A 15,007-nucleotide genomic window follows, 5' to 3' on the forward strand; every position below is an offset into this window, starting at 1 on the left:
TCAACGCCGCGCCATGCTATCACGCTTGCGGATGCTCTCTCCGACAAGGCGGTCATGAGCCAGCGACAGGGTAGGGCCGATGCTGAAGCTGCCTCGCTTTAAAGCTGCCGCCGTCCAGGCTTCACCAGTCTATCTCAACGCAAGCGCGACCGCGGAGAAGGCGGCTTCACTGGTCCGTGAGGCCGCAGCCAACGGGGCGAAGCTCGTCGCGTTCCCCGAAGTGTTCGTTCCCGGCTATCCTTATTGGAACTGGATCACCGATCCCGTCACCGGCAGTGCATGGTTCGAGAAGCTCGCCAAGGCGTCGGTGCTGGTGCCGGGGCCGGAGGTCGAAATCGTCTGCAAGGCCGCGCGCGATACGGGATGCCACGTCGTGCTCGGCGTGAACGAGCGCAGCCCGGTCTCGCTCGGCGCGATCTACAATACGCTGGTTTTCATCGGGCCCGATGGCGCGTTGCTCGGCAAGCATCGCAAGCTGGTGCCGACCTGGGCAGAGAAGCTGACCTGGACCGGCGGTGACGGGTCGAGCCTGCGCGTCTATGATACCGAGATCGGGCGTCTCGGAGGCCTGGCCTGCGGCGAGAACACCAACACGCTCGCGCGCTTTGCGCTGCTCGGGCAGGGCGAGCTCGTGCACGTCGCCAGCTATATCTCGCTTCCCGTCGCGCCCCCCGACTATGACATGGCGGAGGCGATCAAATTGCGCGCGATTGCCCACTCCTTCGAAGGCAAGATCTTCACGATCGTCTCTTGCTCGACCGTGTCGGAGGAAATCATCGCGGCGATGGAGACCGTCGTTCCCGACGCACGCGCGCGTTTGCAACGGAAGTCGAGCGCATTCTCCGGTATCATCGGTCCGGACGGGCGCGTGGTCGGCGATCCCTTGATCGACGACGAAGGCATCGTCTATGCCGACATCGACCTCGATCGCTGCATCCAGCCGAAGCAGATGCACGACATCGTCGGGCACTATAACCGGTTCGACATTTTCGATCTGCGGGTCAACCGTCGTCCGCAGACGCCGCTCGGTCTGACAGAGGCGGAAGCCGTCGCCGGCCAAGAGCAGGCGGGCTTCTCGTCGATTCCAGGTCGATGGGAATGACGGGCCGGTTCGCTTGAGGGTGCGGGATCATAAGACAGGACTTGGAGGATAGGATGCGCGAGAACGTGATCGGCCGGGCCAATGTCGAGGACACCCCCGAGCTCGAGGCCTATTACAAGGATCTCGAAAGGTACGAAGCCGGAGCGCTCTGGACCGTCGCCAACAAGATCGAGCCGTGGGCGCCGCAATCGGCCTCGGTTCCCGTGCTCTGGCGCTACAAGGATCTGCGCGAGCACGTGCTGCGCTCGGTCGAGCTGGTCTCGCCCGAGAAAGCCGGGCGGCGCGTGATCTATCTCAACAATCCCGGGCGGCGCGACGTGTCGGCCGCGGTCGGCTGGCTCTATTCCGGATTGCAGGTGATGCATCCCGGCGAGGTCGCCACGGCCCATGCCCACTCGGCCTCGGCGCTGCGCTTCATCATGGAGGGCGCGGGCGCCTACACCATCGTCGACGGTCACAAGATGACGCTGGGCGCGCGGGATTTCGTGCTGACGCCGAACGGCACCTGGCACGAGCATGGCGTCGAAGGCAACGGCTCGGTCTGCATCTGGCAGGATGGCCTGGACATCCCGCTCGTCAACGCGCTGGAAGCCAATTTCTTCGTCGTGCATCCGAACATCCAGCAGGAGCCGTCCGGCTATCCCGTGGACGACATGACCCGGACCTGGGGCAATCCCGGTCTTCGGCCGGCGGACTCGCGCTGGTCGAAGGGCTATTCGCCGATGTTCAAATATGAGTGGGAGCCGACCTACGAGTCCTTGCAGAAATATGCGGCCGCGACCGATGGCTCACCCTATGACGGCATCCTCATGAACTACGTCAACCCGGTCACCGGCGGGCACGTGATGCAGACGATCGGTGCGAGCATGCAGCTGCTGCGCCCCGGCGAGAAGACCAAGTCGCACCGGCACACCGGCAGCTTCATCTACCAGGTCGCCAAGGGGCGTGGCTATTCGATCATCGGCGGCAAGCGGCTCGAATGGGAGGAGCGCGACATCTTCTGCGTTCCGTCCTGGGCCTGGCACGAGCATGGCAATGCCTCAGCGAGCGAGGATGCCTGCCTGTTCTGCTTCAACGACCTGCCCGTCATCGAGGGCCTCGGGCTCTATCGGGAAGAGGCCTATGGCGACAATGGCGGTTACCAGTCGGTTGCCGCCTGATAGGCCCTTGCAGAATTCAACCAGAACAGCCGGATAGAAGCCTTCATGCGTCTCGTCACCTACACCTTGGGCTCCAGCGGTGCCCGTCTTGGAGCCCTCGTCAATGGACTGGTCGTCGATGTCGAGCACCTTGGTGCGTCCAGCGGCGTGACATGGCCGGGTGATATGCTGTCGTTCATCGACAACAGCGTGACCCTGCTGCCTGCGCTCAGGGATGCACTGGCGGACGCCGATGGCCGCTTCCCGGCTGGCTCGGCGGTTGCGGTCGAGGATGTAAAGCTGCAGGCGCCGATCCCGCGGCCGCGGAAAAACATATTCGGCATCGGGCTGAACTATCGGGCGCATGTGGCGGAATCCGCCAAAAGCCTGGATACGGACAAGGACCTGCCGAAGCAGCCGGTCGTCTTCTCCAAGCCGCCGACCTCCGTGATCGGCCCGGGCGCGGCGATCCAGCACAATGCGAAGATGACGCAGCAGCTCGACTGGGAAGTCGAGCTCGCCGTCATCATCGGCAAGACCGCAACGCGCATCGCGGCCGACAAGGCGATGGACCACGTCTTCGGCTATTCGGTGATGATCGACATTTCCGCGCGCGACAATCGCCGCGCCGGACAGTGGATTTTCTCGAAGGGCATGGACACTTATGCGCCGTTCGGCCCGTGCATCGTGACCGCGGACGAGATTCCTGATCCACACGATCTGCGGCTGTGGCTGACCAAGAACGGGGTCATGAAGCAGGACTCCAACACCAAATACATGATCTTCGACATTCCGGTGCTGATAGCGGACATTTCGTCGGGCATGACGCTCGAGCCGGGCGACATCATCGCCACCGGTACGCCTGAAGGCGTCGGCGCCGGCATGAGCCCGCAGGAATGGCTTTGGCCGGGCGACGTGGTCGAGGCCGGCGTCGACGGCGTCGGTGTCATCCGCCACCCCGTTGTTGCGATCTGATGACGAATTTTTCGTTCGATCGCGTGCTCAGGTTCGGAGACTGCGATCCCTCGGGGATCGCGTACTTCCCGTCCTATTTGAACATTCTCAACGGCGTCGTCGAAGAGTTCTGGGCTGGAATCGGTTTTCCATGGCCGGAGCTGATCGCGGTCCGAAAGATCGGAACGCCCACGGTGCACCTGAACTGCGATTTCTCCCGGCCGTCGATGTTCGGCGATCTCCTGACATTCAAGCTGCGCATCATCAGGGTCGGTGGGTCATCTCTTCATCTCGAGCATGTCATCTCCGGCGCGAATGGCCCGCGCTGGCGCGCGCGCCAGATCCTTGCTGCGACCTCGCTGGTCGATCATCATGCGATCCCATGGCCCGATGACATTCGCCTCGCTCTGATGGCGCATGTGAGTGTGGGCGAGGGGACCGAGGCAACGCCCGCATGATCTCGCTGTTCATGACATTCTCCGATTCCACGGGCGAACGGCGACTCCGTCCCGATGAGGTTGCCGCTGTGGCGGAGCGCGTCGGATCGATCCCAGGCATGACCGAGGCCCTGCTGTTCACGCCGCTGGAACAGTCGGTCGACCATCCTTACAAGGCCGACGGCACCGGCCCCGCCTTTGCGCTTCAACTCCGGTTTCCCGACCTGTTCGCCTGCGAGGCGGCAATGGACCGCGGCGGCGTCCTCGCCAGCCTCGCAACAGGGGCCGGGCTATCCGGCCTCACCGGACTCGATGTCGCACACCAGGTGATGCTGACGCGCCCGTTTCCGGTCGATGTCGCAGAGCATCCGGCGGGAACGACCACCCCGTGCAGTTACCTCGTGCACTATCCCGGCCCGGCCGAGGATATGAACGCTTGGAACCTGCATTATCTGGAGCACCACCCCTCGATCATGCGGACCTTCCCGAACGTCCGCCAGATCGAGATCTACACCCGCATCGACTGGGTCGACCGGCTGCCGTCGCGGCGCGTCGAGCACATGCAACGCAACAAGCTGGTGTTCGACAGCCCGCAAGCCCTCGCGCACGCACTCGGCTCCGACGTGATCAAGCACATGCGTGCCGACTTCGTGAAATTCCCGCCATTCGCAGGCGGCAACAAGCATTTTCCGATGCTGACCAGAGTGGTGGGGGCGAGGTCCTAGGCCGCGTACCCGTAACCCGGGCGTGATGCGGCCAAAAGCAACGTCTGCTTTACTCCTATAGCGACCGAGTTCGTGCGGCGGCGCAGTATGTCGCGATGGGCCCAAAGCGCAAAGCGCGGTCGGTGTTTGTTTTTTCGCACGCTGGAATTGGAGGCATCGACCATTTGGGGCCCTTGTCCGTTCCAATCGATGCGCAGCCGACAAAATGGGCGACGGCGTCGAACCGGGTTCGTCGGCTCGCGAATGACAGAAGAGGGCTGGCAACACGCGACAATTATAGTAGCGTTGTTGCAAGAAGAAGCGCACGGCGGCTGAAGCCGGGCGCAACAATAAAACAGGGAGGACTTTCGATGCAGTTTCTCAAGGCTGCGGTTGCGGCCGGGCTTGTAGTTGCGGCCTTTACGGGCCCCTCGCTTGCGCAGAGCAAGCCGTCGGAGCTCAAAATCGGCATCACGACGTTCCTGTCGGGCCCTGCGTCAGTCTTTGGTGTGCCGGCGAAGGCCGCGGCGGAGATGATCGCGGAGGACCTCAACAAGAAGGGCGGCATCGGCGGCGTGCCGGTCAAGCTCTCCTTCATCGACGAAGGCGCGGGAGGCGAAGCGCTCGTCTCGAACTACCGACGCGTGGTGCAGGACGAAAAGGTCGATGCCACGTTTGCTTCGATCTCGTCGGGCAGCTGCACCCAGTTGGTGCCCGTCGCCGAAGACCTCAAAGTCATGAATTTCATGTGGGACTGCGGTGCGGCCTCCATCCTCGAAACCAAGAAGTACCGCTACAATTTCCGGACTCAGGCGAACGGCACGCCGGAAATGCTGGCCGTGCTCCTTTACCTGCTCAAGACCAAGCCCGACTTTAAGACGATCGCGGTGGTCAATCAGGATTATGCATGGGGTCGGGAGAGCTGGGAGATCTTTTCGACCGCGCTCAAGGCGATGAAGCCGGACGTGCAAGTCGTCGCGGAGCTCTTCCCGAAGTTCGGCGCACCGGACTATTCCACTGAGGTTTCCCGTCTGTTGGCGCTGCGGCCGGATGTGGTCCTGACCACGTCCTGGGGTGGAGATCTCGACACGCTGGTCCGCCAGGCCGGTCAGCGCGGCCTGTTGCAGCAGTCGACCTTCGTGCTCGGGATCGGCGAATCATCGATCCAGCGGTTGGGCAAAGACCTGCCTGAAGGACTGATCGTCGGCGCACGCGGAGACCACTGGTTCCTGCATCCCGAGAAGAAGAACGACGCGGCCTTCAAGGCGTTCAATGAAGCCTTCAAGGCGAAGACCGGTGCCTGGCCGATCTACCCGGTCTATCACATGGCGCAGGCGTTCAAGGCCCTGCAGACCGCCTACGACAAGGCGATCAAGTCCAACGGCGGCAACTGGCCCACGCGCGAACAGGTCGTCGACGCGACGGCGGGCATCGAGTTCGCCACCGGCTTCGGCCGTCCGATTACGCTGCGGCCCGAGGACAACCAGGGTCTCGAAGCTCAGCTGGTCGGCGTCACCAAGTCCGTTCCGGGGTACGACTTCAAGCTGCTCGACAACATGATGATCTTCGATCCGAAGATGATCACCAACCCGGCGGGCGTACGGTCGGTTGAGTGGCTCAAGACGCTCAAGCCGGACTTCGTCAAGATGGACGTGCCGACCTTCAAAGCTCAATAACGGCACGCTCGATTTTTGATCCCCGTCCTCCGTGCCTCGTCCCGGAGGACGGACCTTTTCCGAAGGCCATCATGAACTCGACACTCGCTATCTTGGCGATCCTCGATGGGATCAGCTACGCCGCACTGGTGTTTTTGGTCTCGGTCGGGCTCAGCCTGATTTTCGGCGTGTTGCGCGTGGTCAACGTCGCGCACGGTTCGCTGTACGCGTTCGGCGCCTACCTGGCTGCGACGTTCAGCCTTGCAATCGCGCCGATCTCGCCTTGGCTCACCTATCCCGCGCTGCTGGCCGCTTCCATCGTGATCGGCGTCGTGTGCGGCGGTTTCATCGAACGGTTTCTGCTGCGACCGCTCTCCGGACAGGAGGATGTCCTCCAGCTTCTGATCACTTTCGCCGCCTTCATGATCATGGACAACCTGCAGCGTCTGATCTGGGGCGTGCAGCCCATCTTCGCCGCGGAGCCATTGAGACTACTTCCCAACATCGCCGTGTTCGGCGTCAGCTACACGTCGTACCAGGTCATTCTGCTGCCCGGCGTCGCCTTGGCGACGCTGTTCGGACTCCGCTACTTCCTGCGCAGGACGCTGTCGGGAGCGGTGATCCTTGCGGTCACGGAGGATCGCGAAGCTTCGACGGCCATCGGGATTGACGCAAAACGCGTATATTTCGTCACCTTCGTCATCGGCGCGAGTCTGGCCGCGTTGGGAGGAGCGCTGGCCTCGCCGACCACCTCGCTGGTCCCCGGTATGGGCGCCGATATGATCGTGCTTTCCTTTGCCGTCGCTGCGACCGCGGGTCTCGGCCAGATCGAGGGCACCGCGCTCACCGCGCTGATGATCGGCCTGACCCGTGCCTTCGTAATCTATCTCCAGCCGGAATTCGAAGTTCTCGTTCCCTATCTGCTGATGGTGCTGGTGCTTCTGGTGCGTCCGTTCGGCCTGTTCGGCGCCGTGCAGGTAAGGAAAATATGATGAGCGGTCGCATCCAGCCGGTCACCGCGATCGCGACCATCTTCTTTCTGGCCAGCGCCGTCGCGCCCCTTTTTGTAGCGAGCTGGGCAACCTTGTTCGCGTTGATCCTCGCGAAGGGCATCGTCGTCCTCGGTATCATTCTTCTGCTGCAGGCGGGGCAGGTGTCGTTCGGACATGCAATGTTCTTCGCTACCGGGGCATATACCGCGGCGTTCTGGGGCAAGTACGTCGGTGGCGGCGACATCGTGCTCTTTATCGCGCTGGGCGGCATAACCTCCGCCGTCTTCGGCCTCCTCGTCGGGCTCTTCGTCGTGCGCTACCGGGAAATCTTTTTCGGAATGCTGAATCTGGCGTTTTCGATGGTGCTGTGGTCGCTGCTGGAGAAGATGTTTCATTACACCAACGGCGCCGACGGCATCCGGGTCCCTCGTCCGGCCCTGTTCGGGCTGTCGTTTACGCCCGAAACCTTCCAGTACGTCATTCTTTACGTGAGCCTCTTGATCGCGGTCGTCGCCTTCTACGGCGTGCAACGCTATCTCGATAGCCCGCTCGGACACATGCTGCGTGCCATCAAATCGAACGAGACCCGGCTCGAGTATCTCGGGACGTCCGCACGGCGCGTGCTTCTGATAGGCTACGTGATCTCGGCTTTTCTCGGCGGCATCGGCGGCTCGCTGGTGGCGATCATCCAGCAGATCGCCACGCCCGAGTTCGGGTTCTGGACGAAGTCGGGCGAGTTCGTCTTTATCGCGATCCTCGGCGGCAGCGCCCACGCCTTCGGAGCGTTCGCCGGCGCGGCGATGTTCGAGTGCGTGCGCTTCTATGCGGCGGCCCACCTGGCCGACACCTGGCAACTGATCCTCGGCGTGGTCTTGATCGTCATCATTCTCTATGCGCCTAACGGACTGATAGGTCTCAGGCAGCGCTACGGCCAGGCGAAGCAGGGAGGACATTGATGACCAACGTCCTCCTTTCCGCGAAGGGCATCAAAATCCGGTTCGGTGGCGTCGTCGCCGCCGACGGTATCGATCTGGACGTGCTCCAAGGCGAGAACCTCGCGATCATCGGACCGAACGGCGCCGGAAAGACCACCTTCCTCAACATCTCGACGGGTTATCTGCGGCCGCAGGCCGGAAGCATCACCTTCCTAGGCCAGGAAATCACGGCGCAGCTCCCGCGCACGATCACCAAGCTCGGCATCGCGCGGGCCTTTCAGATACCGCAGCTTTTTCTCGATCAGACCGTGATGGAGAACATGCTGATCGCCGCAGCCTCGCGGCTGGGAAGCCCTTCCGGCTTTAGGGCTCTTTCCGCCCTGCCTGAGCTGTCTGAAATGGAGCGCCTCCTGGATCTCGTCGGCGTCAAGCTGTACGCATCTCGCAAAGCGAGGGAGCTTCCCGAGGGACAACGCAAGCTGGTCGACATCGCTCTGGCGCTCGCGCTGAAGCCCAGACTGCTGCTGATGGACGAGCCCACCTCGGGCGTCGCCTCCGCAGAGAAGCTGGAGATCATGGACATCCTGACGTCCGCGCTCGCCAAGGAGAAGGTGACCTCGGTCTTCGTCGAGCACGACATGGACATGGTGGAGCGCTATGCCCACCGAGTCGCGGTGTGGAACGTCGGGAAGATCCAAAAGGTCGGCACGCCCGCGGAGGTTCTGGCCGATCCCAAGGTCCGCGAACAGGTGATCGGCATATGACGGCGATGCTGGACTTCGAGAACGTCAACGTCGCGATCGCCGATGCGCCGGTGCTGCGCAGCGTCAGTTTCTCGCTGCCGCCGGGCGCGACCGCCGCGCTCATCGGGCGAAACGGCGCCGGCAAAACCACGACGGTACGGACCATCATGGGCTTCACGAAGGCGAGCGGTACCGTGCGCCTGGGCGGTCAGGACCTGGGGCATGTTCCTCCGCACCGACGGCCCTTCCTGGGCATCGGCTACGCCCCCGAGGACCGTCGTCTCTTTTCGGCCTTTACGGTGGAAGAAAACATTCTTTTGCCTGCTCGCGTGGCGAAACTTGGCGCCGACGAGGCGCGCCGACGGCTGGAGCGGACCTACTCCGTCCTGCCGGAACTCAAGGAACTGGCGGATCGCCCGGCGGGCTCCGTCTCGGGGGGCCAAGGCAAGATGGTCGCTCTCGGGCGCGCCCTGATGCTAGGCACCCGCCTCGTCATTCTGGACGAGCCGTTCCAGGGCCTCGCCCCTGTGCTGGCGCAGAGGTACGCCGAGGCGCTGCGTCGGCTTCGTTCGCAGGACCGGGACATTACCCTGCTGATCACGGAGTCGAACCCGAAGCTGCTCGAGACCTTCGCCGACGTGACGCTGACGATCGAGCGCGGCGAAATCGAAAGCCGGGTCCTTGCGTAGCGCCGTGCGGCCGCCACGGAGTTATTGCCCGAAGAGAAAGGGCCAGCGTGTAGCTGACCCCTTCAGCAGCACTTGAGCGATCAAAAAACACGCTTACTTCTTGCACTTCTTGGCCGACTCTTTGTCCGCATACGGACCACAGTTGTAGGCGTTGTTCAGTTCGTCCATCGTCTGCGGCCAGCTATCCATGGAGCCCGCCCGGGCACCATTCTGGCTAGTTCCCACGTTTTTCACTTGCTGGGAACGAGTTGGTTCTGCTTCTGCATCAACTGCGAAGGATGCAGAGAGAAATCCGGCTGTAAGAAGTCCGACGAACAGCGTCTTGGTCATCATGGTTTCCTCCCTATGGAGTTCGAGTTCAGAGTAGCCGTTGGTGGCCACGCAAAGCGGGGGAGTTCAAAATCAGCGCGACATACGGCGCACGATCGGAGGGGGTTACTTGAATAAGGTGATGTAAGTCACTCTAGACGCACTTGCTGCTGCCCATGATGCCGCTGTCCAGAGATCGACACCTCGATTGTCCGCGTCCATCAGCATGGCGCTGTGTCACTAGGAACTGGGACCAATCGATCGAAAGGTCACGCGGTGGCTTGACGAGTGAAATCCACGGCTATGGCTGTCCGCGCGTTACGAGTCCACGCGCTAGATTGGCGAGAGCGTTGGAGAATTGGCGTCGCACGGATTCAGACGGTCGCGCGTCTTGCAGTGTACCTTATGAAAACGGAAGTCCAGGTTGGCGGTTGAAGCCGTCGGCATCCGGAGCGGCGATGATGGCATTATGCCCCTGTTTTGCCCGACGGAACAACCTGTTTTCGTAAAATCCGTAAGGCTCTCTGCAAGTCATTGAAAACGCTGTCAGCGGCTACTGTGCATGGGGTTGTTTTCGACGTTTTGTGTTTTCAGCGAGCGGGGCCTGATCCAGGCCGGCGCTAGTGTCCGCCGAGATAGGCCGTGATCAGCCGGGGATCGTGGATGAGATCCTTGGCGGGGCCGGACTGCACGATCTCGCCGGTCTCGAGCACATAGCCGTAGTCGGCCGTCTCCAGCGCGGCGCGGGCGTTCTGCTCGACCAGCAGGATCGAGACGCCGAGATCGCGCAGCGAGGCGATGGTGCGGAAGATCTCGCGCACGATCAGCGGTGCGAGGCCGAGGCTCGGCTCGTCGAGCATGAGCAGCTTCGGCTTGGCCATCAACGCGCGCCCGAGCGCCAGCATCTGGCGCTCGCCGCCGGAGAGGGTGCCGGCGGCCTGGCGCTGCCGCTCCTTCAGGCGCGGAAAGCGATCATAGACCTCGTCCAGCGTCTTCTGGACGCCCGAGCGGTCGCGCAGGCTGTAGGAGCCGAGCAGGAGATTGTCTGCGACCGACATGTCGGAGAACAGCTCGCGCTTCTCCGGCACGAGGCACAGCCGACGCTCGACGCGGTCCTCGACGGACATCCTGCCGATGTCGTTGCCCTGAAAGACGAGGCGGCCGCGCGAGGCGAGCAGCCCGATGGCGGCCATCAGCAGCGTGGTCTTGCCGGCACCGTTCGGGCCTATCACGGTGACGATCTGGCCTTCCTCGACCGACAGCGAGACGTTGCGGACTGCTTCGACGTTGTCGTAGCAGACGGTCACGTCCGTCATGGAAAACATCTCGCTCACGCGACGCCTCCGAGATAGGCCTCTTGCACCCGTTCGTCGCTCCGGATCGCGGCGGGCGCGCCCTCGCAGAGCTTGGAGCCGAAGTCGAGGACGACGATGCGGTCGACCAGCGACATCACGAACTCCATGTCATGCTCGACGATCAGGATGGTGAGATGGTCCGACCGCAGCGAGCGGAGCAGCTCCGCAAGCCTGAGCTTCTCCTGGCGGCGCAGGCCCGCGGCCGGCTCGTCCAGCACCAGCAGCGCCGGGTCTGCGGCGAGAGCGCGCGCGATCTCCAGGATGCGCTGGTTGCCGAGCGGCAGATTGCCCGCGAGCTCGAACGGCTTGTCGCCGAGCCCGACGCGTTCGAGCTGCTTCAAGGCCTCGTGCCGGGTGCTGGCTTCCTCGCGCTGGTTGAGGCGCAGGGCGCCGGCGAACAGGCCCGTGCTGGTGCGCGCGTAGGTGCCGAGCATGACGTTCTCGAGCAGGCTCATGCGCGGCCGCAGCTTCACATGCTGGAAGGTCCTGGCGATTCCGCCCCTCGCGATGCGGGATTGTGGATCGCGCGTGATGGCGCGGCCGGCAAAGACGATCTCGCCCTTGTTGACCCTGAGCGCGCCCGTCAGGCAGTTGAACATCGTGCTCTTGCCGGCGCCGTTCGGGCCGATGACGGCGAGGATCTCGCCGGAGCGGACTTCGAAGCTGACATTGTTGACGGCGACAAGACCGCCGAACCGCCGTTCGGCGCCGTCGACCTTCAGAAGCAGTTCGCCCGGTTTCGGCTGGGGACGGCGGGGCAGTGGCGGGGCGGCTGGCGGCCGTTCGCGCTTGATCTTCGGCAAGTAGCGCGCGACGAACGGCACGATGCCCTGCCGCGCCCATTGCAGGAACAGGATGAACAGCGCGGAGAAGGCGACGATCTCGAGCTGGCCGGACGCGCCCTTGGCGATCAGCGGCAGATAGTCCTGCACGCTGTTCTTGAGCAGGGTGACGATAGCGGCGCCTACGACGCCGCCGAGCAGGCTGCCGGCGCCGCCGACCATCGACATCATCAGATATTCGATGCCCATGCCGGCCTCGAACGGGCCCGGGCTGATGAAGCGGCTCATATGGGCGTAGAGCCAGCCGGAGAGCGAGGCGAGGAAGGCCGCGATCACGAAGGTCACGAGCTTGATCCGGAAGGCGTTGATGCCGAGGCTTTCGACCAGGATATTGCCGCCGCGCAGCGCGCGCATGGCGCGGCCGACGCGGGAATCGAGGAGATTGTATCCGAGGAAAAGCACCACGACGACGATGCCCCAGATCAGGAAATAGATCTGGGCGCTCGAAACGAGCGCGAACGATCCGATACTGATCGGCGGGATCGACGAGATGCCGTTGAAGCGCCCGAGCCCCTCGACATTGCCGAACAGGAAGCCGATGGCGAGCCCCCAGGCGACGGTCGAGAGCGACAGGAAATGGCCCTGGAGCCGCAAGGTGACGACGCCGAGGACGGTGGCGACACCGCAGGTCAGCGCCACCCCGAACACGAGGCCGAGCCACGGGGAAGATCCATTCAGAGCAGAGACCCAGGCCGTGGCATAGGCCGCGACGCCGACGAAGGCGGCCTGTCCGAAGGACACGATGCCGCCGACGCCGGTGAGCAGGGCAAGGCCGATCGCGACCAGCGAATAGATGCCGATATAGTTCATCAGCGTGATGCTGAAGGGGTTGAGGACGAATGGCGCGAGCGCAAGGCACGCTACCGCCGCCACCGCCGCGAGCTGAACGTGAAGGCGCGTCATTCCTCGATCTCCTCCTCGGAATGCAGCGAGGCGAGGGATCGCCAGATCAGGATCGGGATCAGAAGCGAGAACACGATGACATCCTTCAGCGCGCTGCTCTCGAAGGATGCGAAGCTTTCGAGGATACCGACGCCGACCGCGCCGATGGCCGCGCCGGGATAGCTCGTCATGCCGCCGACGATGGCGCCGACGAAGGCCTTGAGGCCGAGCAGGAAGCCGGAATCGTAGAATATGGTGTTGACGGGCGCGATCAGGATTCCGGAGACGCCGGCCATCAGCGAGCCCAGGAGATAGGCGATGGTGCCGGCGCGGGCGGGACGTATGCCCATCAGGCGGGAGCCGGTCCGGTTCACGGCCGTCGCGCGGAGCGATTTACCGACCAGCGTGAAGTCGAAGAAGAGATAGAGCAGGCCAGAGAAGACGAGGGCTGCGATCACGATCAGCATGGTCTGGCCCGAGATCAGCACGCCCGCAAGTTCGGTCGACAATGACGTCAGCGGCTCGGTCCTGACACCCTCGGGACCGAAGAAGAGCAGCCCAAGGCCGACCAGCGCGAAGTGCAGGGCGACGGAAACGGTCAGGAGCAGCAGCACCGTTCCGTCCGCAATGGGACGGAAGACGATCCGGTCCAGCAGCGGGGAGATGGGGGTGATCAGCATCAAGGCCAGCACGAGCCTGATGGCGAGCGGCGGATCGGCGCGCATGGTCAGCCAGGCGAGGCCAACCACGGCCAGCGGCAATGCGAGATAGAAGAAGAGAGCGCGCGGAAGCAGCCGACGCTCGCCATTGCGCAGCAGCGAGACGATTTCGATCAGGGTTGCGAGGCACGCAAGGATGACGACCAGCGCACCCGTGCCCGGAAAGCGCTTCGCGTCGAGCGCCGCCAGCGTCAGCGCCGTGAAGGCCGCGATGTCGCCAAAGGGAATGAAGATGACCCGTGTCACCGTGAAGATGAGGACGGTCCCGATCGCCACCAGCGCGTAGACTGCGCCGGTGGCGATCCCGTCGATCGCAAGAATGGCTGCGATGTCGCTCGTCATTGAGAACGCCGTCCCCTTGTTCTGGTGGCCTGCCCTGTCCGACTACGGCGCGTATTTCCAGGCGCCGCCCGTCAGGCGCACCACGACCAGCGCGCGCTCATCGACGCCGGTCACCGAGCCGGGCTTGAAGTTGTAGATGGCGTGCACGCCGGGCAGCTCCTTGGTGCTGAGGATCGCGTCCCGCAGGGCGGCGCGAAATTCCGCCGTGCCGGGCTTCGCCGTCTTGAGCGCGCGCTCCGCTGCGTTGGCGAAGATCAGCCAGGCGTCGAAGGAGTAGGCCGAGAAGCCGTCGGTGGTCGGGATGTTATGGACCTTCTGGTAGACGCTGCGGAAATCCAGCGCGATCTTCTTGGCGAAATGTTCGTCGGGCAGCTGCTCGGCCACGATGACCGGGCCGGCGGAGACCTGGATGCCTTCGGCCGCCTTGCCGCCGACGTTCACGAAGTCCGGATTGACGAGCGCCACCGTGCCGTAGGTGTTTCCCTTGAAGCCGCGCTCCGCGAGGCTGAGGAGCGGCAGCGCGCCTTGCGTCCCCGAGCCGCCGTCCAGCACGGCGTCCGGCCGCGCCGCGAGCACTTTGAGGATCTGCGCCGTGACCGAGGTGTCGGTGCGCGCATAGCGCTCGTTGGTCTGGATCTTGACGTCGCCGGCGGCCTCCGCCGCCTTGGCGCCGTTGTAGACGAGGTCCCCCCAGGCGTCGGAGAAGCCGATATAGCCGATGTTCTTCATGCCATCGCGCTTCATGCGATCGGCGATGATCTTGACGAGGAGGGACGCAGGCTGCGGCACCGACACCACCCACTGCTCGGGTGCTTCCGGCAGTTTGCCGATCGGCGAGACCGCGATCATCGGCACTTTCAATTCGCTCGCCACCGCCGCCATGGCGATGGTCGAGGGCGCCGTCGCCGTGCCTATCAGGAGGTCGACCTTCTCTTCTTCCACCAGCTTGCGGGCATTGCGGGTCGCGGCCGACGGGTCGGAGCCGTCGTCGAGCTGGATCAGGCGGATGGTCTCGCCGTTGACGGTCTTCTTGTATTCATAGGCCGCGTTGATGCCACGCCCGTAGGGGATGCCGATCGACGAGCCGTTGCCGCTGAGCGAGGTGACGAAGCCGATGGTGATATCGGCCCGCGCGGCGGGGGCTGTGACGATGCCGGCGGCAAGTGCAAGTAAACTCAGAGTCTTGCGCATATGCGTTCTCCTCCGTT

General features: G+C 63.5%; 15 protein-coding genes and 1 pseudogene. 11 read left to right on the plus strand and 5 right to left on the minus strand.

The window, feature by feature from the left end:
* Positions 1–79 precede the first annotated feature (79 nt).
* The 10 genes from N2605_RS12880 to N2605_RS12925 all read left to right on the plus strand — a co-directional run bounded on the left by N2605_RS12880 (position 80) and on the right by N2605_RS12925 (position 9,350).
* A complete protein-coding gene (locus N2605_RS12880; protein ID WP_260346838.1) occupies positions 80–1,102 on the plus strand; it encodes a carbon-nitrogen hydrolase family protein in 1,023 nt (340 codons plus the stop codon).
* Between the two features lie 53 nt (positions 1,103–1,155).
* Positions 1,156–2,262: a cupin domain-containing protein gene (locus tag N2605_RS12885; RefSeq protein WP_109144189.1), complete on the plus strand. Its 1,107-nt coding sequence runs from the start codon at positions 1,156–1,158 to the stop codon at positions 2,260–2,262.
* A 45-nt stretch (positions 2,263–2,307) separates the two neighbouring features.
* The gene (locus N2605_RS12890; RefSeq protein WP_225186658.1) at positions 2,308–3,216 is read left to right on the plus strand and encodes a fumarylacetoacetate hydrolase family protein; all 909 of its coding nucleotides are present in this window, start codon (positions 2,308–2,310) and stop codon (positions 3,214–3,216) included.
* Entirely contained in the window at positions 3,216–3,653 is a 438-nt protein-coding gene (locus N2605_RS12895; RefSeq protein ID WP_225186659.1) for an acyl-CoA thioesterase, read from the plus strand. The genes N2605_RS12890 and N2605_RS12895 overlap by 1 nt, the downstream gene beginning before the upstream one ends.
* Complete coding sequence (locus N2605_RS12900) at positions 3,650–4,357, plus strand: hypothetical protein (protein ID WP_260346841.1); 708 nt, start codon at positions 3,650–3,652, stop codon at positions 4,355–4,357. The genes N2605_RS12895 and N2605_RS12900 overlap by 4 nt, the downstream gene beginning before the upstream one ends.
* A gap of 350 nt (positions 4,358–4,707) precedes the next feature.
* Positions 4,708–6,012 (plus strand): ABC transporter substrate-binding protein, encoded by a 1,305-nt coding sequence (locus N2605_RS12905; RefSeq protein WP_260346843.1) that lies wholly within the window; start codon positions 4,708–4,710, stop codon positions 6,010–6,012.
* Positions 6,013–6,083: 71 nt separating this feature from the next.
* Positions 6,084–6,983: a branched-chain amino acid ABC transporter permease gene (locus N2605_RS12910; protein ID WP_036013410.1), complete on the plus strand. Its 900-nt coding sequence runs from the start codon at positions 6,084–6,086 to the stop codon at positions 6,981–6,983.
* Positions 6,983–7,939 (plus strand): branched-chain amino acid ABC transporter permease, encoded by a 957-nt coding sequence (locus N2605_RS12915; RefSeq protein ID WP_260346846.1) that lies wholly within the window; start codon positions 6,983–6,985, stop codon positions 7,937–7,939. The genes N2605_RS12910 and N2605_RS12915 overlap by 1 nt, the downstream gene beginning before the upstream one ends.
* Positions 7,939–8,682 (plus strand): ABC transporter ATP-binding protein, encoded by a 744-nt coding sequence (locus N2605_RS12920; RefSeq protein ID WP_036013413.1) that lies wholly within the window; start codon positions 7,939–7,941, stop codon positions 8,680–8,682. The genes N2605_RS12915 and N2605_RS12920 overlap by 1 nt, the downstream gene beginning before the upstream one ends.
* Entirely contained in the window at positions 8,679–9,350 is a 672-nt protein-coding gene (locus N2605_RS12925) for an ABC transporter ATP-binding protein (protein ID WP_081494620.1), read from the plus strand. Before N2605_RS12920 ends, N2605_RS12925 begins: the two co-directional genes overlap by 4 nt.
* A 93-nt stretch (positions 9,351–9,443) precedes the next feature.
* Here N2605_RS12925 and N2605_RS12930 read toward each other — a convergent pair whose 3' ends face one another.
* The gene (locus N2605_RS12930; RefSeq protein ID WP_225143069.1) at positions 9,444–9,683 is read right to left on the minus strand and encodes a hypothetical protein; all 240 of its coding nucleotides are present in this window, start codon (positions 9,681–9,683) and stop codon (positions 9,444–9,446) included.
* A 130-nt stretch (positions 9,684–9,813) separates the two neighbouring features.
* Between N2605_RS12930 and N2605_RS12935 the strand changes: the two are divergent.
* Positions 9,814–9,958, plus strand: a pseudogene (locus N2605_RS12935) (IS5/IS1182 family transposase); the annotation flags it as partial.
* A gap of 321 nt (positions 9,959–10,279) precedes the next feature.
* Here the strand turns inward: N2605_RS12935 and N2605_RS12940 are convergent.
* Genes N2605_RS12940 through N2605_RS12955 form a run of 4 tightly spaced genes read right to left on the minus strand, consistent with a single transcriptional unit; the run spans position 10,280 to position 14,990 of the window.
* Positions 10,280–10,993, minus strand: coding sequence for an ABC transporter ATP-binding protein (locus N2605_RS12940; protein WP_109144179.1), 714 nt, complete (start codon positions 10,991–10,993; stop codon positions 10,280–10,282).
* Positions 10,990–12,759, minus strand: a complete 1,770-nt coding sequence (locus N2605_RS12945) for a branched-chain amino acid ABC transporter ATP-binding protein/permease (protein WP_260346849.1) — start codon at positions 12,757–12,759, stop codon at positions 10,990–10,992. Before N2605_RS12945 ends, N2605_RS12940 begins: the two co-directional genes overlap by 4 nt.
* The gene (locus tag N2605_RS12950) at positions 12,756–13,799 is read right to left on the minus strand and encodes a branched-chain amino acid ABC transporter permease (RefSeq protein ID WP_057029860.1); all 1,044 of its coding nucleotides are present in this window, start codon (positions 13,797–13,799) and stop codon (positions 12,756–12,758) included. Before N2605_RS12950 ends, N2605_RS12945 begins: the two co-directional genes overlap by 4 nt.
* 42 nt (positions 13,800–13,841) lie before the next feature.
* The gene (locus tag N2605_RS12955; protein WP_260346851.1) at positions 13,842–14,990 is read right to left on the minus strand and encodes an ABC transporter substrate-binding protein; all 1,149 of its coding nucleotides are present in this window, start codon (positions 14,988–14,990) and stop codon (positions 13,842–13,844) included.
* Between the last annotated feature and the right edge of the window lie 17 nt (positions 14,991–15,007).

Source organism: Bradyrhizobium yuanmingense (assembly GCF_025200905.1).
Taxonomy (GTDB): domain Bacteria; phylum Pseudomonadota; class Alphaproteobacteria; order Rhizobiales; family Xanthobacteraceae; genus Bradyrhizobium; species Bradyrhizobium yuanmingense.

Coding starts and splice junctions, on each gene's coding strand:
- N2605_RS12880 (WP_260346838.1), top strand. CDS start 80: ATGCTGAAGCTGCCTCGCTTTAAAGCTGCCGCCGTCCAGGCTTCACCA.
- N2605_RS12885 (WP_109144189.1), top strand. CDS start 1,156: ATGCGCGAGAACGTGATCGGCCGGGCCAATGTCGAGGACACCCCCGAG.
- N2605_RS12890 (WP_225186658.1), top strand. CDS start 2,308: ATGCGTCTCGTCACCTACACCTTGGGCTCCAGCGGTGCCCGTCTTGGA.
- N2605_RS12895 (WP_225186659.1), top strand. CDS start 3,216: ATGACGAATTTTTCGTTCGATCGCGTGCTCAGGTTCGGAGACTGCGAT.
- N2605_RS12900 (WP_260346841.1), top strand. CDS start 3,650: ATGATCTCGCTGTTCATGACATTCTCCGATTCCACGGGCGAACGGCGA.
- N2605_RS12905 (WP_260346843.1), top strand. CDS start 4,708: ATGCAGTTTCTCAAGGCTGCGGTTGCGGCCGGGCTTGTAGTTGCGGCC.
- N2605_RS12910 (WP_036013410.1), top strand. CDS start 6,084: ATGAACTCGACACTCGCTATCTTGGCGATCCTCGATGGGATCAGCTAC.
- N2605_RS12915 (WP_260346846.1), top strand. CDS start 6,983: ATGAGCGGTCGCATCCAGCCGGTCACCGCGATCGCGACCATCTTCTTT.
- N2605_RS12920 (WP_036013413.1), top strand. CDS start 7,939: ATGACCAACGTCCTCCTTTCCGCGAAGGGCATCAAAATCCGGTTCGGT.
- N2605_RS12925 (WP_081494620.1), top strand. CDS start 8,679: ATGACGGCGATGCTGGACTTCGAGAACGTCAACGTCGCGATCGCCGAT.
- N2605_RS12930 (WP_225143069.1), bottom strand. CDS start 9,683: ATGATGACCAAGACGCTGTTCGTCGGACTTCTTACAGCCGGATTTCTC.
- N2605_RS12945 (WP_260346849.1), bottom strand. CDS start 12,759: ATGACGCGCCTTCACGTTCAGCTCGCGGCGGTGGCGGCGGTAGCGTGC.
- N2605_RS12950 (WP_057029860.1), bottom strand. CDS start 13,799: ATGACGAGCGACATCGCAGCCATTCTTGCGATCGACGGGATCGCCACC.
- N2605_RS12955 (WP_260346851.1), bottom strand. CDS start 14,990: ATGCGCAAGACTCTGAGTTTACTTGCACTTGCCGCCGGCATCGTCACA.